General features: G+C 46.2%; 24 protein-coding genes and 2 riboswitches. Of the genes, 20 read left to right on the top strand and 4 right to left on the bottom strand.

What is annotated here, in order from left to right; all coding sequences use genetic code 11:
• The first annotated feature begins 97 nt into the window (after positions 1 to 97).
• Positions 98 to 207: riboswitch (TPP riboswitch) on the top strand.
• A gap of 94 nt (positions 208 to 301) precedes the next feature.
• The 5 genes from thiW (at position 302) to thiE (ending at position 3,799) form a co-directional block, all read left to right on the top strand.
• Positions 302 to 790 carry an energy coupling factor transporter S component ThiW gene (thiW, locus tag DYE48_RS07805; RefSeq protein WP_115823138.1) on the top strand — a complete coding sequence of 163 codons (489 nt, stop codon included), beginning with the start codon at positions 302 to 304 and terminating at the stop codon, positions 788 to 790.
• Positions 791 to 795: 5 nt separating this feature from the next.
• Positions 796 to 901, top strand: a riboswitch (TPP riboswitch).
• A 42-nt stretch (positions 902 to 943) separates the two neighbouring features.
• Entirely contained in the window at positions 944 to 1,630 is a 687-nt protein-coding gene (gene tenA, locus DYE48_RS07810; protein ID WP_115823139.1) for a thiaminase II, read from the top strand.
• Positions 1,627 to 2,439, top strand: a complete 813-nt coding sequence (gene thiD, locus DYE48_RS07815) for a bifunctional hydroxymethylpyrimidine kinase/phosphomethylpyrimidine kinase (RefSeq protein WP_115823140.1) — start codon at positions 1,627 to 1,629, stop codon at positions 2,437 to 2,439. The genes tenA and thiD overlap by 4 nt, the downstream gene beginning before the upstream one ends.
• The gene (gene thiM, locus DYE48_RS07820; RefSeq protein WP_115823141.1) at positions 2,430 to 3,188 is read left to right on the top strand and encodes a hydroxyethylthiazole kinase; all 759 of its coding nucleotides are present in this window, start codon (positions 2,430 to 2,432) and stop codon (positions 3,186 to 3,188) included. Before thiD ends, thiM begins: the two co-directional genes overlap by 10 nt.
• Positions 3,185 to 3,799, top strand: a complete 615-nt coding sequence (gene thiE, locus DYE48_RS07825; RefSeq protein WP_115823142.1) for a thiamine phosphate synthase — start codon at positions 3,185 to 3,187, stop codon at positions 3,797 to 3,799. Before thiM ends, thiE begins: the two co-directional genes overlap by 4 nt.
• Before the next feature lie 40 nt (positions 3,800 to 3,839).
• On the opposite strand, the gene DYE48_RS07830 is transcribed toward thiE, so the two are convergent.
• The gene (locus tag DYE48_RS07830) at positions 3,840 to 5,069 is read right to left on the bottom strand and encodes a threonine synthase (RefSeq protein WP_115823143.1); all 1,230 of its coding nucleotides are present in this window, start codon (positions 5,067 to 5,069) and stop codon (positions 3,840 to 3,842) included.
• A 188-nt stretch (positions 5,070 to 5,257) separates the two neighbouring features.
• Here DYE48_RS07830 and DYE48_RS07835 point away from each other — a divergent pair, with 188 nt between their 5' ends.
• The 10 genes from DYE48_RS07835 to DYE48_RS07880 all read left to right on the top strand — a co-directional run bounded on the left by DYE48_RS07835 (position 5,258) and on the right by DYE48_RS07880 (position 15,400).
• Positions 5,258 to 6,460 (top strand): M24 family metallopeptidase, encoded by a 1,203-nt coding sequence (locus tag DYE48_RS07835; RefSeq protein WP_115823144.1) that lies wholly within the window; start codon positions 5,258 to 5,260, stop codon positions 6,458 to 6,460.
• 47 nt (positions 6,461 to 6,507) lie between these two features.
• Positions 6,508 to 7,449 (top strand): cyclodeaminase, encoded by a 942-nt coding sequence (locus tag DYE48_RS07840; RefSeq protein ID WP_244199393.1) that lies wholly within the window; start codon positions 6,508 to 6,510, stop codon positions 7,447 to 7,449.
• Positions 7,430 to 8,623: a cystathionine gamma-synthase family protein gene (locus tag DYE48_RS07845; protein ID WP_115823146.1), complete on the top strand. Its 1,194-nt coding sequence runs from the start codon at positions 7,430 to 7,432 to the stop codon at positions 8,621 to 8,623. The genes DYE48_RS07840 and DYE48_RS07845 overlap by 20 nt, the downstream gene beginning before the upstream one ends.
• Positions 8,624 to 8,635: 12 nt before the next feature.
• Complete coding sequence (locus DYE48_RS07850; RefSeq protein WP_115823147.1) at positions 8,636 to 9,823, top strand: M20 metallopeptidase family protein; 1,188 nt, start codon at positions 8,636 to 8,638, stop codon at positions 9,821 to 9,823.
• A complete protein-coding gene (locus tag DYE48_RS07855; RefSeq protein ID WP_115823148.1) occupies positions 9,820 to 10,890 on the top strand; it encodes a homoserine dehydrogenase in 1,071 nt (356 codons plus the stop codon). The genes DYE48_RS07850 and DYE48_RS07855 overlap by 4 nt, the downstream gene beginning before the upstream one ends.
• A complete protein-coding gene (locus DYE48_RS07860; RefSeq protein ID WP_115823149.1) occupies positions 10,887 to 12,326 on the top strand; it encodes an aldehyde dehydrogenase family protein in 1,440 nt (479 codons plus the stop codon). The genes DYE48_RS07855 and DYE48_RS07860 overlap by 4 nt, the downstream gene beginning before the upstream one ends.
• A gap of 77 nt (positions 12,327 to 12,403) precedes the next feature.
• Positions 12,404 to 12,610 carry a hypothetical protein gene (locus DYE48_RS07865; protein WP_089654706.1) on the top strand — a complete coding sequence of 69 codons (207 nt, stop codon included), beginning with the start codon at positions 12,404 to 12,406 and terminating at the stop codon, positions 12,608 to 12,610.
• A gap of 199 nt (positions 12,611 to 12,809) precedes the next feature.
• Positions 12,810 to 13,577, top strand: a complete 768-nt coding sequence (locus DYE48_RS07870) for a CAP domain-containing protein (RefSeq protein ID WP_115823150.1) — start codon at positions 12,810 to 12,812, stop codon at positions 13,575 to 13,577.
• 66 nt (positions 13,578 to 13,643) lie between these two features.
• Positions 13,644 to 14,339, top strand: a complete 696-nt coding sequence (locus tag DYE48_RS07875; protein WP_115823151.1) for an SGNH/GDSL hydrolase family protein — start codon at positions 13,644 to 13,646, stop codon at positions 14,337 to 14,339.
• Between the two features lie 74 nt (positions 14,340 to 14,413).
• On the top strand, positions 14,414 to 15,400 hold the full coding sequence (locus DYE48_RS07880) for a Gfo/Idh/MocA family protein (protein WP_115823152.1): 987 nt from the start codon (positions 14,414 to 14,416) through the stop codon (positions 15,398 to 15,400).
• 45 nt (positions 15,401 to 15,445) lie between these two features.
• Here DYE48_RS07880 and DYE48_RS07885 read toward each other — a convergent pair whose 3' ends face one another.
• Together DYE48_RS07885 and DYE48_RS07890 are read right to left on the bottom strand one after the other, a co-directional pair.
• Positions 15,446 to 15,811 (bottom strand): winged helix-turn-helix transcriptional regulator, encoded by a 366-nt coding sequence (locus tag DYE48_RS07885; RefSeq protein WP_089654886.1) that lies wholly within the window; start codon positions 15,809 to 15,811, stop codon positions 15,446 to 15,448.
• 15 nt (positions 15,812 to 15,826) lie between these two features.
• Positions 15,827 to 16,024 carry a hypothetical protein gene (locus DYE48_RS07890; RefSeq protein ID WP_089654887.1) on the bottom strand — a complete coding sequence of 66 codons (198 nt, stop codon included), beginning with the start codon at positions 16,022 to 16,024 and terminating at the stop codon, positions 15,827 to 15,829.
• Positions 16,025 to 16,371: 347 nt separating this feature from the next.
• Between DYE48_RS07890 and DYE48_RS07895 the strand changes: the two genes are divergently transcribed.
• From DYE48_RS07895 to DYE48_RS07915, 5 genes are all read left to right on the top strand, one after another.
• The gene (locus DYE48_RS07895) at positions 16,372 to 18,075 is read left to right on the top strand and encodes an ABC transporter ATP-binding protein (RefSeq protein WP_115823153.1); all 1,704 of its coding nucleotides are present in this window, start codon (positions 16,372 to 16,374) and stop codon (positions 18,073 to 18,075) included.
• Positions 18,072 to 19,889, top strand: coding sequence for an ABC transporter ATP-binding protein (locus DYE48_RS07900; protein ID WP_244199394.1), 1,818 nt, complete (start codon positions 18,072 to 18,074; stop codon positions 19,887 to 19,889). Before DYE48_RS07895 ends, DYE48_RS07900 begins: the two co-directional genes overlap by 4 nt.
• A gap of 55 nt (positions 19,890 to 19,944) precedes the next feature.
• Positions 19,945 to 20,847, top strand: coding sequence for a vanadium-dependent haloperoxidase (locus tag DYE48_RS07905; protein WP_115823154.1), 903 nt, complete (start codon positions 19,945 to 19,947; stop codon positions 20,845 to 20,847).
• Between the two features lie 741 nt (positions 20,848 to 21,588).
• Positions 21,589 to 22,044: a cupredoxin domain-containing protein gene (locus DYE48_RS07910; RefSeq protein ID WP_115823155.1), complete on the top strand. Its 456-nt coding sequence runs from the start codon at positions 21,589 to 21,591 to the stop codon at positions 22,042 to 22,044.
• A gap of 66 nt (positions 22,045 to 22,110) precedes the next feature.
• On the top strand, positions 22,111 to 22,761 hold the full coding sequence (locus tag DYE48_RS07915; protein ID WP_115823156.1) for a LysE family translocator: 651 nt from the start codon (positions 22,111 to 22,113) through the stop codon (positions 22,759 to 22,761).
• A gap of 731 nt (positions 22,762 to 23,492) precedes the next feature.
• Here DYE48_RS07915 and DYE48_RS07920 read toward each other — a convergent pair.
• On the bottom strand, positions 23,493 to 24,017 hold a 525-nt coding region (locus tag DYE48_RS07920; RefSeq protein WP_167449470.1), incomplete at its 5' end, for a glucose PTS transporter subunit EIIB.

Below are 24,017 nucleotides of genomic sequence, written 5' to 3' on the forward strand. Positions count from 1 at the left end.
CTTATCTACTTTGTTGACGTTTGAACGGGAGGAAAAGTTTCACATGACAGAAACATCCAACTTTGTTATGATGAAAATCACCAAGCGAATAAGTTTATGAAACTACTAGGGGAGCCTGAATGGGCTGAGAGGAAAGCGAGCAAGCTTTCTGACTCTTACGAACCTGATCTGGTTAATACCAGCGGAGGGAAGTAGTCTGACGATACGTGTATCGACTTACTGCATACCAGGCCAGGTCCTCTAAGGATCTGGCTTTTTTTATCTGGTTCCATTCAGCTCCTGTACGGAAAGGTGGTGAAAGATGAGAAACACAAAGATACTCACAACGATGGCCGTGCTTATTGCCATTGGAACGCTTGGAGCTCAATTTCTCTGGTTTCCGGCTGGAATTGCGAAAGCTTATCCTGTCCAGCATGCGGTTAATGTAGTCGCGGCGGTGGTGCTTGGACCCGCCCCGGCGGTCATGATTGCTTTTGTTATCGGGCTCTTACGTTTCTTATTAGGGCTCGGCACCTTTCTTGCTTTTCCGGGCGGAATGTTCGGTGCATTATTGGCAGGGCTTTGTTATCGATTCTATGAAAGAAAAAGGTCTGCGGTGATTGGTGAAGTTTTAGGTACTGGAGTCATAGGGGCTTTGGCATCTGTTCCGATTGCGCACGTCCTGATGGGAAGTTCAACAGGTGTTTTCGCGTTTGTTCCTTCTTTTGTCGTAAGCAGTGTCTCGGGGGCTTTCATTGCTGCCTTCATTTTATCACGAGTGAAAGTTGATAATATGATCTTACAACCATAATACACGGAAACTGCTAGGGGCGCGAGTATTCGCTGAGATAAGGAGACATTCCTTGGTCCCTCAATACCTGATCCGGGTCATGCCGGCGGAGGGAAGTAGTAAGAATCCCCTTCTGTCCTCTAGTAGCTTCCGAGAATAATAGGAGGCTCTATCATGTCTTTTTCCAATCAATTAAGAAAAGAAAGTCAGGATATCTATCAAAAAATCTTCACTCATCCCTTTATCCAGGGTATCGGAAAAGGGGAGGTTCCAAAAGAAGCGTTGATTCACTATATCAAGGCTGATTATGAGTATTTGAATGCCTTTATGCACGTCTATGGAATCGCCATTTCCAAATCTCAGGGAAGGGAAGACATTCAACTGTTTAACGAACAAATCGATTTTGTGTTGAACAGTGAGGTTCACCCTCACAACAATTTTTGTGAACAGATTGGCGTTTCCTATGAGGAACTGCAAGGGTATCCATTGCCGCCAACCGCTGATCACTATATTAAACATATGCTATTTCATGCCTACCAAGGAGGAATCGGAGAAATATTAGCAGCCTTGCTTCCGTGCCCGTGGACGTATTATGAAATTGGAGTCGAGCTGATGAACAGCTATCAGCCAGGGTCCGATCACCCCTTCCTCCCGTGGATCGAGTTTTATGCCAATGAGGAAGTGAAGGGTCTGACAGCGGTGTTATGTGAACGGCTTGATCAGTATGCGGAACGTGCGTCGGAATCGGAAAAACAGCGGATGAGAGAAGCCTTTCGTAAAAGTTGTCAGCTGGAATATGCCTTTTGGGATATGGCCTATACCCAAGAGCAATGGCCTTGTGAAAAGGAGGGTGTGAAATGAGACAAGTCTCATGTGCGTTGACGATTGCCGGGACCGATCCTAGTGGTGGTGCGGGTATTCAGGCAGACTTGAAAACTTTTCAGGAGTTGAAAAGTTATGGCATGAGTGTTGTGACATCAGTCGTTTCGCAAAATACGACAGGAGTGAAAGATGTTCATCACCTGCCGGAAAATTTCATTAGGAGTCAGCTGAAAGCTATTTCTGAGGATATGCCTGTCCAGGCACTGAAAACAGGGATGATTGCCAACAAGAAAATGATGAAAGTCATCAGTGAATGGTTGGATGAGGTGGGTGCTCCGTACGTCATGGACCCTGTCATGGTTGCCCAGAGTGGGGACCCGTTGATTGAAAAAGAAGATCAACGTTATTTGAAAGAATATCTTGTACCAAAGACAGCGCTCGTCACTCCCAACATCCCTGAAACGGAAGTGCTTGTTGGAGGGAAAATTGAAACAGAAGCGGATATGAGAGAAGCGGCCGAAGTGATCGTGAAAGACTTAGGTGCGGCTGCAGCCCTTGTCAAAGGGGGCCATCTCAATGGAAGAGCGGTTGATTTTTTATATGATGGGCAGTGGTTTCATGAATTTGAATCCGAACGTATTGATTCTTCCAATACACACGGGACAGGTTGTACGTATTCTGCAGCCATTACGGCATACTTGAGTCAGGGACACGCTTTGCCACAAGCCGTCAAAGAAGCGAAATACTTTGTAACAGAGGCGATCCGCCATTCCTTCGATTTAGGAAAAGGAAGTGGCCCGACCAATCATTTTGCTTTGCGTGAGGAGGTTTTCAACCAATGGCTGTAAATGTTATCGACAGAGTGAGAGAACAACGCCCACTGATCCATCACATCACGAATGCGGTCGTCATGAATTTCACAGCGAACGGACTTCTAGCATTCGGAGGATCACCGATAATGGCCAATGCCAAGCAGGAGGTTGCAGAGGTCACCCGATTGTCTCAAGGGCTGTTATTGAATATAGGGACGCTTCATGAAAACCAGGTGGAAGCGATGATTCTTGCAGGAAGAGCAGCAAAAGAGATCGGCATTCCGGTCGTCCTCGATCCTGTTGGCGCCCCTGCAACCTGCTATCGTTCAAACGTATGCCAACGTATTTTGCAGGAGGTGAAGCCGACCGTCATTAAAGGAAATGCCGGTGAAATCGCCCACCTCGTCGGTCAGGATGTGGAAACGAAAGGTGTAGACGCTACAGGAGAAGCTGACGCTGAAGCCATCGTTCGTCTAGTTGCAGAAAAATATCAGACCGGAGTCGTTTGTACTGGTGAAAAGGATGTCGGATGTATCGACGGGGACGTTTTTGTCAATGAAACCGGACACCCTCTCCTTGCTCAAATTACAGGATCCGGCTGTTTGCTGGGTTCCTTGCTCACAGCAAGCTTAACGGTAGAAGGCAATTCTAAAGAAAAGGTTCTAGCAACATTAAGTCATTATGGACGGGCGGCAGAACAAGCAGCGGATCACCCTGATGTCAAAGGTCCAGGGACATTCATTCCCAGGTTTGTCGATGCTATAGCCATGGGGGCTGAAAAATGAAAGCTTCTACCCTTAGAAAATACTTCATTATGGGCAGCCAAAACTGTAACAAAGATCCCTTGAGCATTTTGGATGAAGCGATTAAAGCTGGCATCACGTGCTTTCAATATAGGGAAAAAGGAGAAGGCGCTCTAACTGGAGAAGCGAAGTACAGTCTCGGTCATAAGCTGCGCCAACGTTGTGCTGAAGCGGGTATTTTATTTATCGTCAACGATGAAGTTGAACTTTTTGATGTGCTTAAGGCTGATGGAATCCATGTGGGGCAGAGTGATCGTAGTGTGAATGAAATCCGCTCCAACTATCCGGATACCATCATTGGATTATCTGTATCCGATCGCATTGAATTAGAACAGAGTCCGGTCAATCTTGTCGACTATTTAGGTGTTGGACCGATGTACAGAACAACGACGAAGACAGACGCCAACCCTGTAGCAGGTCCTGAATGGGTGAAGATCGTCAAACGGGAGTATCCAAACATGCCCGTAGTCGGGATTGGGGGTATCCATCCCGAAAATGCTGGTAAAGTAATAGAAGCGGGAGCGGACGGTGTCGCTGTCATTTCAGCTATTACCCAAGCTGTGGACATGTCTTCTATCGTAAAATCTCTATAAAACATAAGGAACTCATGCCTGTCATGAGTTCCTTTTATCGTTATCCGAGGGTTTTATGGTTTCCCAGACTTTCCCCTGGTTGAAGAACAGGAATATCGACCTGAACCGTATCCGGATACTTAATCCCTGCTCCTGTATTGAGTACGACCACTTCATCCTCGGCGGTAATCCAGTTTTCTGATCTTAACTTTCTGGCAGCAGCAAAGGCTGCAGCTCCTTCGGGACACACAAACGCGCCTTCTTTTTGAGCCACTCTTTTTTGTTCTTCCAAAAGCTCATGATCGCTGATGGCTACCGCGCATCCACTTGTATCGTATAAAGCGTCGAGGACAAGGAAATCTCCAATTGCTTTTGGAACATTGATCCCAAATGCTACCGTTTCAGAATCTTTCCAAAATGTCGATTCCCTCTTCCCTTCCTGCCATGCTTCCACAATTGGAGCACAGCCTTCAGATTGGACTGCTACGAGCCGTGGCATTCGGTCTTTGGTGATCCAACCTAGCTCCTGTAATTCTCTCAGAGCTTTATGAATGCCGATCAATCCAACTCCACCACCTGTGGGATAGAGGATGACATCCGGCACGTTCCAGCCCAATTGTTCGGCTATTTCCAGCCCCATCGTTTTCTTCCCTTCAATTCTGTAAGGTTCTTTTAAAGTGGACACATCGTAGAGTCCGGATTTTTCTACTGCTTCCGCCACGATTTTTCCCGCATCGCTAATAAGCCCATCGACGAGAAAAAGATTAGCCCCGGACAAAGCGCATTCATTACGCGTAATTTTCGGCGCATCGACAGGCATAACGATGGTCGATTCCATTGATGCTCTTGATGCATATAAGGACCACGCAGCTCCAGCATTGCCATTGGTGGGCATAGCGAGTTCTTTCACTCCCAGCTCTTTTGCTTTAGATACACCGACCGCAGCTCCTCTTGCTTTGAACGATCCGGTAGGGATGATGCCTTCATCTTTCATATGCAGTTTGCGGATATTCATATCTGTCTGAAGGGTGGGTAAAGGGATTAACGGACTCATGCCTTCTCCCAAAGAAGTTTTATATGTAGGATCCTGGAGTGGTAATAGTTCATGGTAACGCCAAAGGTCTGGGGTTCTCTCTTTCAGTTGCTCAGGGGACCACACCTTTTTCAGACTGTCTAAATCATAGCTTACAAGTAAAGGAGATCCGCATGTACATAGATGCTGGGGTTCGCTTGTTTTATAGGTTTCCTCGCATTTCGGGCAGTACAAATGAGATAAGTAACTGTATGTCATCTTCATCCTCCTTCTATCCGGTTATTCGTATCTTAACATAAGAAGTGGAAGGAGAGGTCCATGGCGACATTGTATTAAGGACATCTTCAAAACTTCATACACTTTTTACATTACAAGAAAAAATATCTTTGAATACAATGAAAGTACAGTCGTTTAAAAATTCAGATAACTAGCGCGGAGGGGATGAAATGGTTCTTCCTTTTGACATTTTAGAGTATCACCAGCGTTTGCAGAAAACGAAGAAACGCATGGCTGATCAAGGAATTGACGTGCTTTTGATTACAGACCCGGCAAACATGAATTACCTTTCTGGTTATGATGCCTGGTCTTTTTATGTACACCAAATGCTTGTGATTATCATCGATGAACCGCAGCCGCTTTGGATTGGTCGTTACCAGGATGCAAACGGTGCACGGGTGACCACGTGGATCTATGATGAGAATGTCATTGCCTACCCTGACTACTTCGTTCATTCAGATGTTTATCACCCGATGGATTTTATAGCAGATATCCTCCTTCAGATCGGTCAAGGAAAAAGGAAGATCGGCGTTGAGATGGATCATTACTACTTTACGGCCAAAGCTCTGGAAAGGTTGAAAAGAGGATTGCCGAATGCCACCTTCCAAGATGCGACCCTGCTTGTGAACCGTGTCCGTATCGTTAAGTCTGATCAAGAAATCGAATATATGAAAAGGGCAGCTCAAATTGCGGACCTAGCAATGACTAAAGGCGTGGAAAGCATTTATCCGGGCGTTCGGGAGTGCGATACCGCGTCCGAAATTTACTATCACATGGTCAGAGGGACCCCGGATTTCGGTGGGGAATATCCGGCGATTGTTCCACTGCTTCCGACCGGGGATCATACGTCCATTCCACATCTTACCTGGTCAGACCGGCCTTTCGTAAAAGGAAATGCTGTCATCATCGAACTGGCCGGGTGTTATAAGCGCTACCATGTTCCTCTTGCCCGTACCGTTTCCATCGGAGAACCGAATGAAAAAATGAAACAAGTCGCCCCGGTCGTTTTGGAAGGGATTCAGAATGTCCTCGACTTTGCAAAGCCTGGGGTGACTTGTGGAGAACTTGAAGAAGTTTGGAGAAAGAGTATTAAGAAACACGGTTTTGAAAAAGAAGCCCGTTTAGGTTATTCCGTCGGTCTCAATTATCCGCCAGATTGGGGAGAACATACGGCGAGCATCCGAAAAGGAGATCCGACTGTCCTGGAACCCAATATGACGTTCCATTTGATTCCGGCGTTATGGTTCGATACGGACGGGATCGAAATCAGTGAAACATTCAAGGTCACAGAATCTGGGAGTGAGCGGTTCACCACTTATCCGCAGGAGTTAATCATACGTGATCATATGGATTTAAGCGGCCAGATCAGCTGAAGGAGGTATGGAAAATCAGACTCTTTGAACGGAAAGACATTGAAAAAGTGATTCGCCTTGATACAGAACTTGTAGGGAAAATGGAAGAAGCCTTCACCTCACTGGTGGAAAAAGAAATGACGATGCCACCGATCATGCGTGTAGATGTGCCGGATCATAATGGCGAAGTGGATATTAAATCCGCCTATATCAAAGGTGAAGACAGTTTTGCTGTGAAGCTGTCTTCTGGATTTTTCAATAACCCCGCTATAGGGCTTCCGAGCGCGAACGGGCTTATGATTCTCATCAATAGTCGTACAGGAGAGCCACTCGCGGTATTGGCCGATGAAGGGCGGCTTACGGATTTGAGAACGGCGGCTGCCGGAGCGGTGGCTGCGAAATATGGAAGCAGGGACAACAGCCGGATTGCGGGGATCCTTGGTACCGGGTCTCAAGCGCGTCTTCAACTTCAAGCGCTTATGCTGGTTCGGCCGATTGAGCAGGTCTTCGTTTATGGGAGAAATGATGAAAAAGCCTTTAACTTTAAACAAGAGATGGAGCAGAAAACAGGTCTTCATGTGACCGTCTGTGACTCAGTTGAGCAAGTCGTAGGAAAAAGCGATCTTGTTGTAACGACGACACCGTCTAAGGAACCGTTGATCTACGGAGATTGGGTGAGGGCGGGACTTCATATAACGGCCATGGGCTCGGATGCAGAACATAAGCAGGAACTGGATGCCACTGCTATGGGGAAAGCGGATGTTATTGTCTGCGATGTAAAAGATCAGTCCGCCCGTTTGGGAGAATTGCGCTCGTCACCGGAGCAGCAGGAACGTGCGATAGAACTGGGGGAAGTGACAAGTGGAAAACATTCGTTCCGACAATCAGATGAGGAGATTACGATTTGTGATTTAACAGGAACGGGTGTGCAGGATACAGCCATTGCAAGACATGTGTACCACCGACTATTAGCTTGGGAGGGCGTTAAGGATGAAAGACGCGAAGTTTAGTACTAAATCGATATGGGCCGGTGAGAAAGAACAACTCGCATTCGGAGCGACGCAAGTGCCTGTCGTTCACAGTGTTTCCTTTGGTTATGACGATATGGACGAATGGTATGAAGTGGCGGTAGGTAATAAGCCGGGGCACATTTATGGACGGAATACGAATCCAACCGTTCAGGCTTTTGAAGAAAAAATCCGCATTTTAGAAAATGCAGAAGCGGCTACAAGCTTTTCCACAGGGATGGCGGCAATCAGTAATACCCTTGGCACACTGCTATTCCCCGGAGACCGGGTGGTTTCGATTAAGGATACGTATGGAGGAACAAATAAAATTTTCACAGAATTCCTTCCGAAACAACAAGTGGAAGTCGTTCTTTGTGAAACAGGAGATCATGAGGCACTGGAAGCCGAAGTGGCTAAAGGGTGCAAAGTGCTCTATTTGGAAAGCCCGACGAACCCGACGGTGAAAATCACCGACATCAAGCGGATGGCAGCTGCAGGCAAGGCGGTAGGGGCAACAGTGGTTGTTGATAATACGTTTGCCACGCCAGTGAATCAAAACCCACTCGATCTTGGAGCAGACCTTGTCATTCATAGTGCGACGAAATTTTTAGGAGGGCACGCCGATGCTTTAGGTGGAGCTGTATGTGGCAGAAAGGGCTTAGTTGAAGCGATTTATCACTATAGAGAAATTAATGGGGCGACCCTCGATCCAATGGCTGCTTATTTGCTTTTAAGAGGCATGAAGACATTGAAGCTTCGTGTGGAGCAGCAAAACAAAAATGCCGCAGCGATTGCGGAACATTTGAAAAGTTTCGACCTCGTAGAAGAAGTTTTTTATCCAGGGCTTCCTTCTCACCCGAATCATCAGATTGCAAAACAACAAATGAAAGGATTTGGCGGGATGCTCAGCTTTGCTGTGAAAGGTGGTGTAGCCACTGTACGCGACCTTTTACCGAAGCTGCAATTTGCCAACCGTGCCGCTAATCTAGGTTCAGTGGAAACGGTTGTCGGTCCGTCGAGAACGACGAGTCATGTGGAATGCACCCCTGAAGAGCGTGCCGCCATGGGGATTCCAGAAGGTTTGATCCGTTACTCGGCCGGAATTGAAGATATTGAGGACCTGAAAAATGACCTTTCACAGGCTTTCCAATCGTTGCACACTTATGTGAAGAAGTGAGGAGGGAAGGATGTGAAAACCGAAAAGCTGGACATCGTCTTGCGTGCAAACCAGCTTGTAGATCGTTTAGTGGGGTGGCGGCGGGACTTCCACCGCTTCCCTGAACTCAGCTTTCAGGAAAAGCGAACGAGTGAAAAAGTGGGGGAAATATTAGAAAGCTTCCACACATATGAAATCGAAATGAATGTCGGAGGCTATGGGATTGTCGCTACCGTCAGCCATGGGGAGGGTCCTGTTGTGGGGATTCGTGCGGATATGGACGCTCTTCCTATCACGGAAACGACAGGCGTTCCATGGGCTTCACATAATCCCGGTGTGATGCATGCATGTGGGCATGATGCGCACATGGCCATCTTGCTTGGCGTCGCCCAGCTGTTGGCGGAGGATGCAAAAGCTGGGCGTTTTCAAGGAACGATCAAACTGATTTTTCAGCCAGCAGAAGAAAGTTGTGATGCAGCAGGGGAAACAGGTGCGATGAAAATGCTGGAAGCCGGCAGGCTTCATATGGATGCCGTTTTATCCCTGCACATGTGTCCATGGAGGAAGTCAGGTGAAATCCAATGGAATGACGGCCCGAGCATGGCAAACAATGACGAATTTCATTTGAAAATTCAAGGGAGCGGCGGTCATGCGGGATATCCGCAGCATGTGAAAGACCCGATATGGATGGCGACTTATGTGTTGCAGGCGTTATACAGCCTGAATGGTCGAAAAGTAAACCCTCTGGATGTCGGCACCATTAGTGTTGGGCAGGTGCATGCAGGGGAGGCCAACAATGTGATTCCAAGTATTGTAGACATAAAAGGGACCATCAGATCTTATAAAGATGATGTGAGAGATAGATTATGCAAGGAAATCCATCAGGTGGCCAATGTCGTCACAGCGCTCGGCGGGGAGTATTCACTTCGTATCCATCGCGGTGAACCCTCTTTAATCAACGATCCTAGAATCAACCGGATCATAAAGGAAGCTGCATCCGGACTGAACATGTATGAAGAGCCCTTTGGGATGGGGAGCGAAGACTTCAGCCATTTCACTAGAAAAATACCTGGAGCGATGTTTTTTCTTGGTTGCGGATTGGAAAAGGAACGAAGTCTCCATCAATCGGATTTTGATATCGATGAACGTTCATTGCCGATTGGTGTAAGAGTGCTGTTGGAGAGTGCTTATTCATTACTTGAGCGAGGAGGAGTCCATTGAGTATGAAAATAGCCATGATTGGATTTGGAGGCGTAGGTCAGGCGTTTGCAGAAATTGTGGAGGAAAAACATCAGGAACTTCAGCAAAATCACGGACTTGATGTGGAAATCGTGGCGGTATCGGATGTTATGAAAGGCTCTGTTTTCGAGCCGGACGGTTTGAATATTCCGAAGTTATTGGAGTGTGTAAAACGAACGGGCTCTGTAGAATCCTATCCGGCATCCAGGCAGGGGGTCAAAGGATGGAACAGTTTAGAAACGATAGAGAATTCACAAGCGGATGTCATTATTGAAGTGACCTACACCGATGTCAAGACCGGGGAGCCTGCCCTCACTCATTGCCATCGTGCTTTTGAAACAGGGAAAAGTGTCATAACGACAAACAAAGGTCCTGTCGCCCTTGCCTATCAAGAATTAAACGAAAAGGCGGATCAACATGACGTGTTTTTCGGGTTCGAAGGAACGGTCATGAGTGGTACGCCTGCACTAAGACTCCCACTAGAAACATTAGCTGGCAATGAAATTAAAGAAATCAGAGGGATATTGAACGGCACCACCAATTATATTCTTACCGCTATGGAAGGTGGAATGACATTGAATGAAGCGTTGGAAAAAGCCCAAGCCCTCGGTTATGCAGAGGCTGATCCGACGAGTGACCTTGAAGCCTACGATGTCAGGTATAAAGCCGCTATTTTATCAAATCATGTGTATGGAGTTCAACTCGACCCTGAAGAGATTTTCTGTGCTGGAATTACTGGTTTATCAGTAGAAGATATCAAAGAAGCGGAAAAAGCCGGCGAAAAATGGAAGCTGCTTGCCCGTATTTCTCAAAACAACGGCACGGTAAAAGCGACCGTCCAACCGGAGCGTGTGAAACAGGATGATCTCTTAGCGCGAGTTAGTGGTGCAACCAATGCCATCGTCTATGAATGTGATCTGTCCGGTCCGATCATGCTCACAGGTGCGGGGGCAGGGTTAAAGGAAACGGGATTTTCTTTACTCATCGACCTGATTCATTGCCACAAACAGAAGCAGGGGACCAAAATCGGAGGAGGGAGCCACTCATGACCACGAAGGTGAAGAGTTACAAAATGCTGATTGGAGGAGAATGGAGAGAAGGCTTGCACAGTTTTGATGTCATCAACCCTCAGAACAGTGAAGTGCAGGCCACTGTCCCCTCTGCAACGAATGAGGAAATGACTGAAGCTATTGAAACCGCCGATCGTACTTTTCGAATGAGAGACCCCATTCCCACACATGAAAGGATTCGCATACTAAGCAAAGTTTCTGATTATATGGAGAAGAATCACGAAGTTTTCGCTTCAATCATCGCACGTGAAGGAAGTAAAACGATTACTGAGGCTCGTTCAGAGGTTTCACGAGCCATTCAAACCATTCGGATCAGCGCGGAGGAAGCAAGGCGGTTGAAAGGAGAGACCATCAACTTCGATCAAAATCCGGGCAGCGAAAATAGGGTCGGGTATTATCAACGTTTTCCTGTGGGAGTCGTAGGAGCCATCACTCCTTTTAATGACCCGCTCAATTTAGTCGCACATAAAATAGGGCCAGCCATAGCTGCTGGAAACGCGATTGTGGTAAAACCAGCCTCAGCCACGCCTCTAAGTGCATTGAAGCTCGCGGAAGCCTTCGTGGAAGCGGGCCTTCCTGACGGTTATCTATCCGTTGTTACTGGATCAGGAAAGGAAGTCGGGGATACACTGATCACACATCCGGCCATAAAAATGGTTTCCTTTACGGGAGGATCTGTTGCCGGGGAAGCCATCACGAGAAAAGCAGGAACGAAAAAAATAAGTATGGAACTGGGATCAAACTCGCCGGTCATTGTCCTTAACGATGCAGACCTTTCCAAGGCTGTTCATGCTTGCTGTTCGGGTGCCTTTTCGGCGGCAGGTCAGAATTGCATCGGCGTACAAAGAATTTTTGTAGGCAGAGAACTTTATCCAGAATTCATTGATCGCCTGGTGGAAGCGACTGTAGCGCTTAAAGTCGGCGATAAAATGGATGACAGAACAGATGTAGGACCTATGATTAATGAAAAAGAAGCGGCCCGGGTGGCCGAATGGGTCGAGGAAGCGTTGGTAAAGGGAGCACAAATAGAAACTGGAGGAGTCCGTGACGGAGCATACTATTCTCCGACCATACTGACCGGGGTACCTTCAGATGCAAAAGTGATGGCAGAAGAGATCTTTGGGCCTGTGGTCATTGTAAACCCTGTTGTTGATTTAGAGGAAGCCATTGAAAAATCCAATGCTGTCAATTATGGACTGCACGCAGGAATCTTTACAAATGATATCAATCAAGCTTTTAAAGCTATAAAGAAAATGGACGTAGGTGGCATCATGATCAACGACAGCAGCGATTATCGAATTGATGAAATGCCATTCGGAGGTACGAAAGGGTCCGGCATCGGTCGTGAAGGAGTACGGTTTAGCATAGAATCCATGACTGAACAAAAAGTCGTATGTTTCCACCTTGACGATTAGAAAAGCCGCCTCAGTCCGCCTGTTTGTGTTTGTCATCCATCCGGTAGGGGAATGCCTCCACAAAAGGAGGTAATGGAATGGCACAATTTTATGTGAACCAGAATCAGCAGACAGGTGGCGAACACGAAGTGCATGTCGAAGGCTGTGACTTTATGCCTTTTGAGCAGAATTTATTGGAATTAGGTGGTCACGACGACTGCGCAAACGCTCTCGAAGTTGCCAGAAATACTTACGAAGATGTCAACGGCTGCAAACACTGCTGCCCCGATTGCCACACAAAATAACATTCCCAAAAACCTGAACGTCCACAAACGGACCCGTTCAGGTTTTTTATTTATTTCACTATATGGCAGTATTCAAGTATAGGGAGCTTATGTGGAATAGGGTAGGAATTGGTGTGCTGAAATGGTACTTCTTCTCAGGGATATTGTTTGCTTTCATGCAAATAGTAAACGTGAAGATTAATCCTGAGGAGGATGCATGATGAAGAAAAAATGGATCATTCTATTCGCAGCGCTCATGATGATTGCCATGTTGGCTGCTTGTAATACATCGGAAGAACGCGCACGTGAAAGTCAGCGGAACAATTTGAATCAAGTCAGCTTTGGTCCAGAAGACCAAGGCATGCAAGGGGACGGTAATCAACCAAGAGAAATGGATCCAGGAGCATACGGCCAAAACCGTTTTGATGCCAACATTCCTTTTGAAGGTATGAACCCAAATGGAACGAACGGGTCGATGCAAGGTCCATACTTTTTTGACCATGATGGCCGTTACACACAAGATCCACAAGGTGGAGACCAGGCGCAAAGACAAACCCCTGATCAAGCCGAGCAAAATCGTAATGATACTGCCCAGCAGAGCGACCAGGCGAATGGGGATTTTCAACAACAGGTCATTGATTTGACGAACAAAGCTCGTGAGAAAAATGGCTTGAAACCTCTTAAGAACAGCAATGATGTAGAAGAAGTGGCTCAAACGAAATCTGAGGATATGGCGAAGAACGATTATTTCTCCCATACATCACCAACTTACGGAAGTCCTTTTGATATGCTGAAGGAATTCGGAGTTGATTATTCAACAGCCGCTGAAAACATTGCTGCAGGACAGCAGTCTCCACAATCGGTTGTCGATGGCTGGTTAAACAGTTCAGGTCACCGTAAGAACATTATGAACAAGAATATCACTCACATTGGCGTTGGTTATGCTAAAGATGGCAATTACTGGGTGCAAATGTTTATTGCAAAATAAGTAGATATGACGCTTGGTTATCATCAGGCGTCATGTTTTACATACAAATCAAGGCAGGGGTAGAGAATGAAGAATATATGGATCCTGGTCATGGTGTTCGCTGTCATTCTGGCACCTTCTGACCTAGCAGCTTTTAAAGAAGAAAGATTGGTGGCCATCGGGGATTCCATTCCATTTGGTTATAATTTGGATAAAGAAAATAAAAATCCTCCAAAAGGGTCGTTCCCGTCTTTGATTGGAATGAAAAAAGATATAGAAGTGACCAATTTAAGTATTCCAGGACTGACATCTGCCCAATTACTAAAAGCTGTTCAATCCAATAATACCTTCAGAGAAAGTCTTAAGAACGCTGATTATGTCATTGTGTATATCGGTGGCAATGATTTATTGAATGTCGTAAAAAAAAATGGTGGACTGGATGGTATGAAAATGGAGGAGGCTGCTCCGGTTATTCGAGATCTCATTTATAATGTCTATTCGACCATTCTGGCGATTGACGAATTAACGAACGGGAAAGTGCTCGTCTACAACATATACAATCCTTATCCTGCTGCCGGTGACCAGTTGAACACGCCGCTCGCTTATATTAACCAGCAGTATGCTTCCTTAATCAAGCTGCTGAAACACTTTGCTTCCGTTACTCTTGTCGATGCCTATAAGGCCTATCATGGTCATCCTGAGTACATCATTAAAGGGGATGTTCATCCGACGGCAAAAGGTCAACAGGTACTGGCTAAGCTCGCATTGAAACATATGGACTAAGCTTAGCTTAGGGGTGGGTGTTTCTTCCATGTTTCATGATATAATGAGGGTACGGTTATTTTGGAGGTGTCTACATGGTTAGATTTGGAATTATAGGAACCAATACCATTACGGAAAAATTTATAGAGGCAGCGAAACAGCATGCCCATTTTACATTACAGGCGGTGTATTCCCGTACAGAAGAGAAAGCAGCCAACTTCGCATCCAAACACGGTGCACTTGAGACGTACACAGATTTAGAAAAGATGGCATCCAGTTCGAATGTGGATGCGGTTTATATAGCGAGTCCTAACGCTTTCCATGCGGAGCAGGCGAAAACCATCATGAGAAAAGGGACGCACGTCTTATGTGAAAAACCGATGGCTTCCAATCAACAAGAGATCGCTTCTATGATTGAAGTAGCCAAAGAAGAAGGCGTTCTGTTAATGGAAGCAGTCAAGTCTACACTCATGCCAGGTTTTCTAAGCATTCAGGAACATCTACATAAAATCGGGGAAGTGAGACGCTTCGTCGGGAACTTCAGCAAGTATTCCTCTCGTTATGATGCATATAAAAGAGGAGAGGTGTTGAATGCTTTCAAGCCGGAACTGTCGAACGGTTCTTTGATGGACCTTGGTATTTATGGCATTTATCCGATGGTTGCCCTATTCGGTGCCCCCAATCATGTCCAGGCTAATGCCGTATTTTTAGATTCAGGTGTTGACGGTCAAGGCAGTGTGGTCGCAGCTTATGATGGAATGGAAGGAGTAGTGGTCCACTCCAAAATCGTGGATTCCCATGCTCCGTCAGAAATTCAAGGAGAAAAAGGCACGATGCTCATTCCGAATATTTCTGAACCGAAAGATATAAAAATCATTTATAGAGATGGATCCGTGGAAGAACTTTCTTTCGAAGATGAGTTTTCCCCTATGTATTATGAAGCGGCTGAGTTTATCAGTCTGGTGGAGAAGACAAAAGATCGGTCGGAGAATAATTCGTTGGAGCATACGCTGATTACAGCGAAAATCATGGAGGAAGCCCGCCGGCAAATCGGCTTGGTTTATCCTAACGACCGCTCTTAGGGTCCTGAAAAAAGAGGCACTCACTTGCGAAAGTGCCTCTTTTTTCTACTGTTCTTTTAGTTGATTTGATACGTCCGTGAGGCTTTCTTGCTGGTACGCTCTTCGCTTGTGGTGGATACCCCATTCGTTCATCTTCTCCAAGAATGAGGCCGTTGTTCGCCCGTAAGGCGTCACACGATACTCCACTCTGGGAGGCACAGTTTCATAATCGATACGTTCGATTAGACCGTCCTGGATGAGCTTCTTCAGCTCTCTGGCAAGGATTCTGGAAGAGATGTTTCCATCAAGGGACCGACGCAGTTCATTGAACCGCAGATGATTTTCGTGGATGAGTTTCCAAAGAATTAACCCTTTCCACTTTCCGCACACGACTTCAAGAGTGACATCAAGGCCGATCCCATCTTCCTTCATCTGCTTCACCTCACGTTATTTTTTTGTGGTCTGTCCTTGTTTTTGCATGGCTTTTTCGTAGCCTTCCAATACTCCCTGGGCATAGACTTTGTTTAAGACAGTCATGGTCTGAGGGATGACTTTTTCTTCTTCCGATTCCGAGACTTGGTTTAATAAGTCTACGAGTTCTAACAATTCTTCAGTAACGGGAAAAATCGGTTTTATGTTGTCCAAAAAGGATCACCTTCCTGTTTGTTCGGGAAAATACTATTACTATAATTCTATTTGCTTTTTATACGAGTCACAAGTACTTACATATTTGTTCGTGTTACATTGCCTATTATGACTTAAGCTAGTGTGAATAATCAATATATAAGTCCAGGGTTTTGGCTCAGTGGCGCACCTTTACAGAAGGTCGGTGTTGTACAAAAGTTATACTTAAATAGCTGATCTTGGTGTGTTTGTATAAAGGAAAGACTCATGGTTCTCAAATCGTGCATGAACATCATCTTTTTATTAATGAAGACATTCCCTATCTGTATAACGGGTCTTTAGATTGACCCACGTTTGGAGGATTTTGTATGCGTGCAATTTTTTCTTATACCTTCCCTTATAAAAAGTCTGCATCAATCGCCCTTTTCCTTATGTTCATCGAATTATTGGTTGAACTGGCCCAGCCCATCCTCATGGCCAAAATTATAGACGATGGAATAATAGCCGAAGACTTTAACGCCGTTTTGCTTTGGGGAGGTGTGCTTTTAGGGTTATCATTGCTCGCCTTTACCGCAGGGGTGACCAATTCTTTCTTTGCTGCCGACCTGAGTCAGGGGGTCGGTTATGACTTGAGAAAAGACCTATTTTCAAAAGTCCAGAAGTTTTCAGCCCGTCACTTCCAAAACGTCACGACTCCAAGCTTGGTCACAAGGATCACCAATGATGTGATTCAGATTCAAAACTTACTATTCATGTTTGTAAGGATCGGGCTCAGGGCTCCGCTTTTCATCATTTTTGCTTTAATTATGGCTTTTACCATCGATGTGAAACTTGCCCTATTACTACTGGGCAGTGTACCTGTATTTTTGCTGTTCCTATTCTTCCTTCTTACAAAAGGCATCAAGTGGTTTAAGAAAGTTCAGCATAAACTCGATGGACTCAATACGATCATTCGGGAAAATATAGCCGGCATCCGCTTGATCAAAGGCTTTAATCGGAAAGAGCATGAAGAGGAGAGATTTCATCAGGCAAATGAGTCGTTGGTTTTTCACAATAAGAAAGCGTTGTGGCTCATGGAAGTGGCTATGCCTGTCGTCATGTTCGGGATGAACATTGTCATCCTGATCCTCCTTTTTGTTGGTGCACAAATACTCAGCAATGCAGGGGTGGAAGCTGGTGAACTGGTCGCCATCATCAACTACGCGACAAGAATTTTATTCACCTTTTCTGTTTTTACATTCTTGATCATGGTCATCTCACGAGGGCAGGCCTCGGCTGAGAGGATTGCAGACGTGCTGCATCAAACGACAGATGAAGATACGTCAGGAAAAGCCAAAGAACTGGACGGTGCGGTCCGCTTCCACAATGTTTCTCTTCAAAGGGGCGGTTACAATGTGTTGAAAAATCTGAATTTCCATGTAGTACCGGGAACCACAGTCGGTATCATTGGGGAAACAGGTTCCGGAAAAACATCTTTGCTTCATTTAATACCCCGTTTATATGAAAAAAATGCGGGTCAACTCTTTTTGGATGGGGTGGAAATCGAAAATCTCCATGTGAAAAATATTAGAAAACAAATCAGCCTCGTCCCCCAAGAGGTTCATTTGTTTTCAGGTACGGTAAGGGAAAACATTTCCTGGGGGAAGAAGGGTGCGACGCGTGAAGAGATTGAGGGAGCGGCTAAGCAGGCGCAGATTCATGATTTTATCACCGACTTGCCAAACGGTTATGAGACACAAATCGGCCAGAAAGGGGTCGTCTTTTCTGGAGGACAGAAGCAGCGCCTGTCGATAGCACGAGCCCTGGTGCGCGAGCCGCGGGTTTTGATTTTGGATGATAGTACGAGTGCCCTTGATGCTCATACCGAGAAGAGGCTTTTACGTACTCTGGACGAACAGCCATGTACTGTGTTTCTCGTTGCTCAAAAAATCAGTTCGATCCAAAATGCAGACCTCATTTTGATTCTTCACCAAGGAGAAATCATTGCTCAGGGTACACATGACGAACTGCTTCAACGAAGTGAGTATTACGCTGAAATCCATCAATCTCAACAAGAGGGGGTGACGTCATGAGTGGAAATCCTAAACCGAAAATGGGTCACCTTCATGGGATTGGATCAAAACCTCCAAAAGTAGAAAATATCGGGGGTACACTCCGGAGAATTTGGCGTTACATGGCGGAAGAAAGAGTAAGATTTATCATTGTTTTGGCGGCCATCCTGATCAGTTCCTCTTTATCCTTGCTCGGTCCTTATCTACTAGGGCTGACCGTTGACATGGTCATAGAAGCTCCTGGATCAGGAACCCTCCTCCCCATGCTGGGCAGCTTGTTTCTTGTTTACTTGTTTCATGCGCTTTTTCTCTGGCTGCAAAATTATTGGATGATCGGAATCGCTCAAAATGCGGTCCGGTCGATGAGGTCGCATCTATTTTCACATGTTCAGCTGCTGCCTGTTCTCTTTTTCCAAAGAATGCAGCAGGGGGAGTTGATGAGCAGACTTACGAACGATATTGAAAACGTAAGCCGGACCTTAAATACGGCCGTCGTACAATTTTTTACAAGTTTATTGACGATCATCGGTACATTAATCATCATGCTTTGGTTAAGTCCAATGCTTACCCTGCTGACATTGACCATTATTCCTGTCATGTATTTTGGGATGAAATGGATCACAAACCGAACCGGTCCCTATTTTAAAAAGCAACAAAAGGACCTTGGTGACGTTAATGGCTATGTAGAGGAAATGTTCTCTGGTCAGCCGATCATTAAAATGTTTTCCAAAGAGGAAGATGTCATTGATGAGTTTCGGGAAAAAAATCAAGCGTTAAGAAAGTCCGGCTACTATGCCCAGGTGTACACAGGTTTTATTCCAAAATTGATGAACATGTTAAATAATGTAAGCTTTGCGATCATCGTCGGAGCAGGCGGGCTGCTTGCTCTTAACGGCTCTATATCGATCGGTATCATCGTCACGTTTACAACATATTCCCGTCAATTCACTCGACCGTTGAACGATCTGGCCAACCAGTTCAACATGATTCTCTCAGCAGTAGCTGGCGCAGACAGGGTCTTCCAGGTCATTGACGAAAAAGAAGAGAGGCTGGATGAAAAGAACGCGCATGAGGTGTCAGAAATCCAAGGGGATATCCAATTTGTGCATGTCGATTTCTCTTATGAAGAAGAACAGCAGACGCTTTCGGACATCACCTTTCAAGCGAGAGCCGGTCAAACGGTGGCGCTCGTCGGTCCTACAGGCGCGGGGAAAACGACAATCATTTCTTTACTGTCACGATTCTACGACCCGGACTCAGGTCATATTCTTTTGGATGGCGTCGACTTGAAAAGCGTGAAAAGAGATAGTCTAAGGAACCAGATGGGGGTCGTTCTCCAGGATGCGACCATGTTTCATACGACCATAAGGGAAAACATTCGTTATGGCCGACTGGATGCCACAGATGGTGAGGTTGAACAAGCTGCTCGGTCCGCAATGGCTCATGATTTTATTACCCAACTGCCAGACGGATACGATACGGTTCTTGATTCAGATGGAAAAGGGGTAAGTCATGGACAAAGACAATTACTTTCTATTGCTCGAGCTATGATCGCAGATCCATCGTTACTCATTTTAGATGAAGCGACAAGCAGCATTGATACAGTCACAGAAATGAAAATCAATGCCGGTCTCACCAATTTAATGAAAGGACGAACGAGCTTTGTCATTGCTCACCGTCTGCATACCATACGCTCAGCTGATGTTATTCTCGTGCTCAAGAGTGGGAGGATCGTTGAAAAAGGAAACCACAGGACGCTCATGGAACAAGGTGGGGACTATGCAGCTCTCATTCAAGCACAAGCATCAGAGAGGAAGGAAAGAGGATACGGTTAAGTCTCACACCTCCGCACATCATGCCGCATAAGATGAGGAAAAGGGAGGGGTGACCATGTCACTAAATCAACCGTATCCTTACTGGACCGATTTGCCTTATGCCGGCGAAAGCCGACCACCATCAACGAACGAAGGGGTGGAGTTTGAAGCAGGGAAATGGAAAACCTATTTTATTGAACATAGCCGCAGGCACGGGTTTAAAACGTTGGATGGAACTCCGATACGATTAGCCATCAAAGATCCAAAGACCATTGACTGGCCTAGGGAACTGAAGGTAGTCAAAGAAACATTAGCGCATTTGACAGCCGATCAAAGGAAAATTGCTGTGTACTGGGGAGATGGGCCAGCGTCCAAACAATGGGTACCCATTGTGGACCGCCTGATTGATACTTATGGTGTGGAAGCCCCTAGAGCCGCTCGTATTTTAGGAGCCGTTTTCAGCGGAATGAATGATGCTTTCGTCGTTTGCTGGTCGTTGAAATACCGCTGGCTGGTACCGCGTCCTAACCAATTGGACCCTCAATTACGCACGGTCATTTGTACACCGAAACATCCATCTTATCCATCCGGACACGCAACGATTTCCGGGGCTGCAGAAGTAATCCTTAGTTATTTCTTTCCGGCCGAAAGAAGGAAGCTGCGGGAGTTGGCTGAAGAAGACGCCCGCTCCAGGCTTTATGCCGGCGTACACTTCCCTGTCGATAATGATGAGGGGCTCCGTCTTGGTAGACAAATCGGCCGCATCGTTGTAGAAGAGTTGAAAAAAGATTATGTCGAAGGCCGTCCGCTTGACCAGCCATTTACAGAATATCGTAATGCGGATATCTATCCTTCCGACTATAGGCAGGCCATTCCTTTCCGGTTTGACCAAAAATGCGGTTCCCTGCTCCTTGATTCAACGGACAATGAAGAATCTTCCCCATACACCGATTGGATCGACCCAAAAATATTCTATTAACCAAAAGAACCACGCCCCAGGTGTGGTTCTTTTTATTCTGTTTAATGGCAGATTGTGGGAGACTCAGTTTCGAGACTTTTGTCGAGTGTATGGGGGCTACGGGGAATAGCTCGCTTTCCGCGGGTCCCCACACGAGGTGGGGTCGTTCGATGTTGGCACAGGACGTGCCGAACTTAATCGAACTTCTTCTGTTCTCTCTCGGACTGCGTCCTGCGGGGTCTCACCATACACTTTTTTCCTCTTAGCTATCCGGTTCCGGCGCCTAGCGGCTAGTGAGACTTCCCTCGCTTCTGTACGATAAGTCAACATCGAATCACTCCGTTCTTCGTGTTTCCTTTATCTCCGCCAGCTCAGTCCAGTCCATACGCCGCTGATCAAGGCGCCTGCACACTTAAGGTAGGAGTCTCGCCATTCCCCTCCGCCCCTTTACCATGTGTAGTCTCTCGAAACCACTTCTAGGGTTACTCACCTATAAGAATGGGGTGGTTGGGAAGCTGCGAGACTCCCATGGGAGAAGGAGATAGGCGAGATCCCACAGGACGTAGTCCGAGGAAGCTCGGCGCTCCCCCACAGGAAAGCGAGTAGCTTCCCAACCACCCCTGACTCCAAATACGGCAAACGAACCCCGGTTATCTCGAAACTGAGTCTTCCAGAAAAGGGAACTTTACTTTAAAAAGTAGACAAGTTTTCGGTGTCCTTATGCATATAAATGAACTAACGAAACGATAGGAGGGGTATGGCGTGGATGCGTGGATTTTGTCTGCACGAAAAATCGGTTTACTTTTAGGTGCCATTATTATCGCTTTTGCTGCTTACTACATCGGGAGCTTTTTCTGGAAAGGAGCCATCTCGACCTCAACAGAGCCTGTGAATGGAGAACCCCGAGTCGTCAATCTAGTGACAGGGGAATTCAAAGCAGAAACGGCAGATGGAAAAGAAATTGAAGCTTATCGTTGGGATCCGGGAACGATTTTTGTTGAAAAGGATGAACCTTTCAAACTGAGCATTTACGGAGTGAATGGAAAGGAGCATCCTTTTTACATTGAAGGTACGGATGTCAAAGGCGTAGTGGAGCAGGGGAAAGAGACGGTCTTAGATCTTCAATTTAAAAAGGAAGGCATCTACCGTCTGATCTGCACCACCCATTCTGAAATTGCTTCGGATGGTCCGATGATTGCTTACATCGTTGTTGATTAAACGGAACAGAGGGACGGGCTCATCGTTCCTCTTTTTTTTAATCTTTTATAAAAAGGGGGGGAGGTTTTGGTTGTCTTAGTTGTAAGTTCTATTGTACTGGGATTATCCATTGCGGCACCTGTAGGACCGATAAATATAGAAATTATGAGAAGAGGTCTTACTTATGGGTTTTGGTCTGGTTTTTGTGTAGGTCTGGGAGGGATGTCTTCCGATTTATTGCTGATGGCGGCTATGTTCTTTGGAGTCGGTGTTTTTTTTACGTGGACATGGGTGCAAGTCGTATTAATGCTCGTTGGGTGCTTTGTCTTGGTCCACGCGGGTTGGACGAGCCTGCATGCCAAAGAAGAATGGAGGGTGGAGGAAGGTTATGAACGGCACAATAAAGGACAAGCTCTACTCTCTTACATAAGAGGTGTAGTCATTGCAGGGACGAACCCAATGAATCTATTGTTTTGGATTAGCATTTATGGATCGGTTTTAAGCGGGGCTTTACAAGAAGAGAACATGTTTCGCTCGTTCATCATCAGCTCTATGGTTTTTCTTGGGATTGGTTTGTGGAATGCGAATTTAGCATTTTTCGTACATTTTGGGAGGTACCTCGTAAACTCATCTTTATTAAAGTGGATCCAGGGTATAGCGAGCTTGATCCTTATCTATTACGGTCTCAAATTTGGCTGGATTGGAATAAGTGTCCTTTTTAAGCATTTAGCTATGTAATAGAAACAGGATCAACCAGTGAATTATCAAACTATATGGCAGGATGGGGTTAGACTCAGTTTCGAGACTTTGTTGAGTGGATGGGGGCTGCGGGGAATGAGTCGCTTTCCGTGGGAGCGCGGTGAGCCTCCTCGGACTGCGTCCTGCGGGGTCTCACCAAGCACTTTTTTCCCACAGGAGTCTCCCCATTCCCCTCCGCCCCTTTACCGTGTGAGGCTCTCGAAACCACTCTCGGAATCACTGCTTGTATGCTCAAGAGAAGTAGATAATTTGAAACTCCTCCCATTGGTCATTCCGAGAGTGAAAGATTGATTTGGAGCGCTTTATGCCTCATCCTGCGTTGGGGTGGAAGATGCCCCATCTTGGTATAGGGGTTCGTTTCTCACCTACATCGAATGGGGTGGTTGGGAAGCTGCGAGACTCCCGCGGGAATGGATTGACTGGCGAGACCCCGCAGAGCGAAGCTCGAGGAGGCTTGCCGTCATCCCCGCAGGAAAGCGAGTAGCTTCTCAGCCACCCCTGACGCCTAACATGGCAACGAAACCCGAAAAACATCTCGAAACTGAGTCTTCAAGAAGAGGGAGCTTATCTGAAAAAGGTTAAATACAGGATGAAAAAAGGAGCCCCTGAGGAATAGGGGCTCCTTTTTTGATGGATGCAAATCGGTTTATATCGATTGAAACATCCGTATATCAATTAAATTCAGAGTATATCAATGAAAGGCTATCTTCTTAAGAAGCATTCGACTCTTTAATAATACGGTTGATTTCATTTTTGTAAAGGTCGGAGCGTCCGCCGAAAATGGCTTGGATATTGTGGTCTACTTTCACGACGCCTGCAGCTCCTAGTTCTTTCAAGCGCTCTTCATTGATCTGACCCACTTCAGAAACTTCGACACGTAACCTTGTAAAGCATGCGTCGACGTGCTTCAAGTTTGATTCTCCACCAAGAGCTTCCATGATGGCAGCGGCTGTCTCTTTTGTTTGACCACCTTTGCTCCCTTTCTTCTGCTCATTGAAGTCTTTACGTGTGTAGAGCTTGTTCTCTTGTCCTCCACGACCTGGTGTTGCCAGATCCCACTTTTTGATGGCAAAGGAGAAAGAGAAATAATAGATGACGAAGAACACAGCACCTGCGACAAGGTTCATCCACCAGTTTCCGGTGCCTGGTAAAGCGTTTACGAGGATGAAATCAATTAACCCGGAACCGCCGGCCCACCCAAGGTGAACGTCCAGCATGTACATGACGGCAAACGA

It is taken from the genome of Halobacillus trueperi, assembly GCF_003386945.1.
GTDB classification, from domain to species: domain Bacteria; phylum Bacillota; class Bacilli; order Bacillales; family Halobacillaceae; genus Halobacillus; species Halobacillus aidingensis.

Coding starts and splice junctions, on each gene's coding strand:
- thiW (WP_115823138.1), top strand. CDS start 302: ATGAGAAACACAAAGATACTCACAACGATGGCCGTGCTTATTGCCATT.
- tenA (WP_115823139.1), top strand. CDS start 944: ATGTCTTTTTCCAATCAATTAAGAAAAGAAAGTCAGGATATCTATCAA.
- thiD (WP_115823140.1), top strand. CDS start 1,627: ATGAGACAAGTCTCATGTGCGTTGACGATTGCCGGGACCGATCCTAGT.
- thiM (WP_115823141.1), top strand. CDS start 2,430: ATGGCTGTAAATGTTATCGACAGAGTGAGAGAACAACGCCCACTGATC.
- thiE (WP_115823142.1), top strand. CDS start 3,185: ATGAAAGCTTCTACCCTTAGAAAATACTTCATTATGGGCAGCCAAAAC.
- DYE48_RS07830 (WP_115823143.1), bottom strand. CDS start 5,069: ATGACATACAGTTACTTATCTCATTTGTACTGCCCGAAATGCGAGGAA.
- DYE48_RS07835 (WP_115823144.1), top strand. CDS start 5,258: ATGGTTCTTCCTTTTGACATTTTAGAGTATCACCAGCGTTTGCAGAAA.
- DYE48_RS07845 (WP_115823146.1), top strand. CDS start 7,430: ATGAAAGACGCGAAGTTTAGTACTAAATCGATATGGGCCGGTGAGAAA.
- DYE48_RS07860 (WP_115823149.1), top strand. CDS start 10,887: ATGACCACGAAGGTGAAGAGTTACAAAATGCTGATTGGAGGAGAATGG.
- DYE48_RS07865 (WP_089654706.1), top strand. CDS start 12,404: ATGGCACAATTTTATGTGAACCAGAATCAGCAGACAGGTGGCGAACAC.
- DYE48_RS07870 (WP_115823150.1), top strand. CDS start 12,810: ATGAAGAAAAAATGGATCATTCTATTCGCAGCGCTCATGATGATTGCC.
- DYE48_RS07875 (WP_115823151.1), top strand. CDS start 13,644: ATGAAGAATATATGGATCCTGGTCATGGTGTTCGCTGTCATTCTGGCA.
- DYE48_RS07880 (WP_115823152.1), top strand. CDS start 14,414: ATGGTTAGATTTGGAATTATAGGAACCAATACCATTACGGAAAAATTT.
- DYE48_RS07885 (WP_089654886.1), bottom strand. CDS start 15,811: ATGAAGGAAGATGGGATCGGCCTTGATGTCACTCTTGAAGTCGTGTGC.
- DYE48_RS07895 (WP_115823153.1), top strand. CDS start 16,372: ATGCGTGCAATTTTTTCTTATACCTTCCCTTATAAAAAGTCTGCATCA.
- DYE48_RS07900 (WP_244199394.1), top strand. CDS start 18,072: ATGAGTGGAAATCCTAAACCGAAAATGGGTCACCTTCATGGGATTGGA.
- DYE48_RS07905 (WP_115823154.1), top strand. CDS start 19,945: ATGTCACTAAATCAACCGTATCCTTACTGGACCGATTTGCCTTATGCC.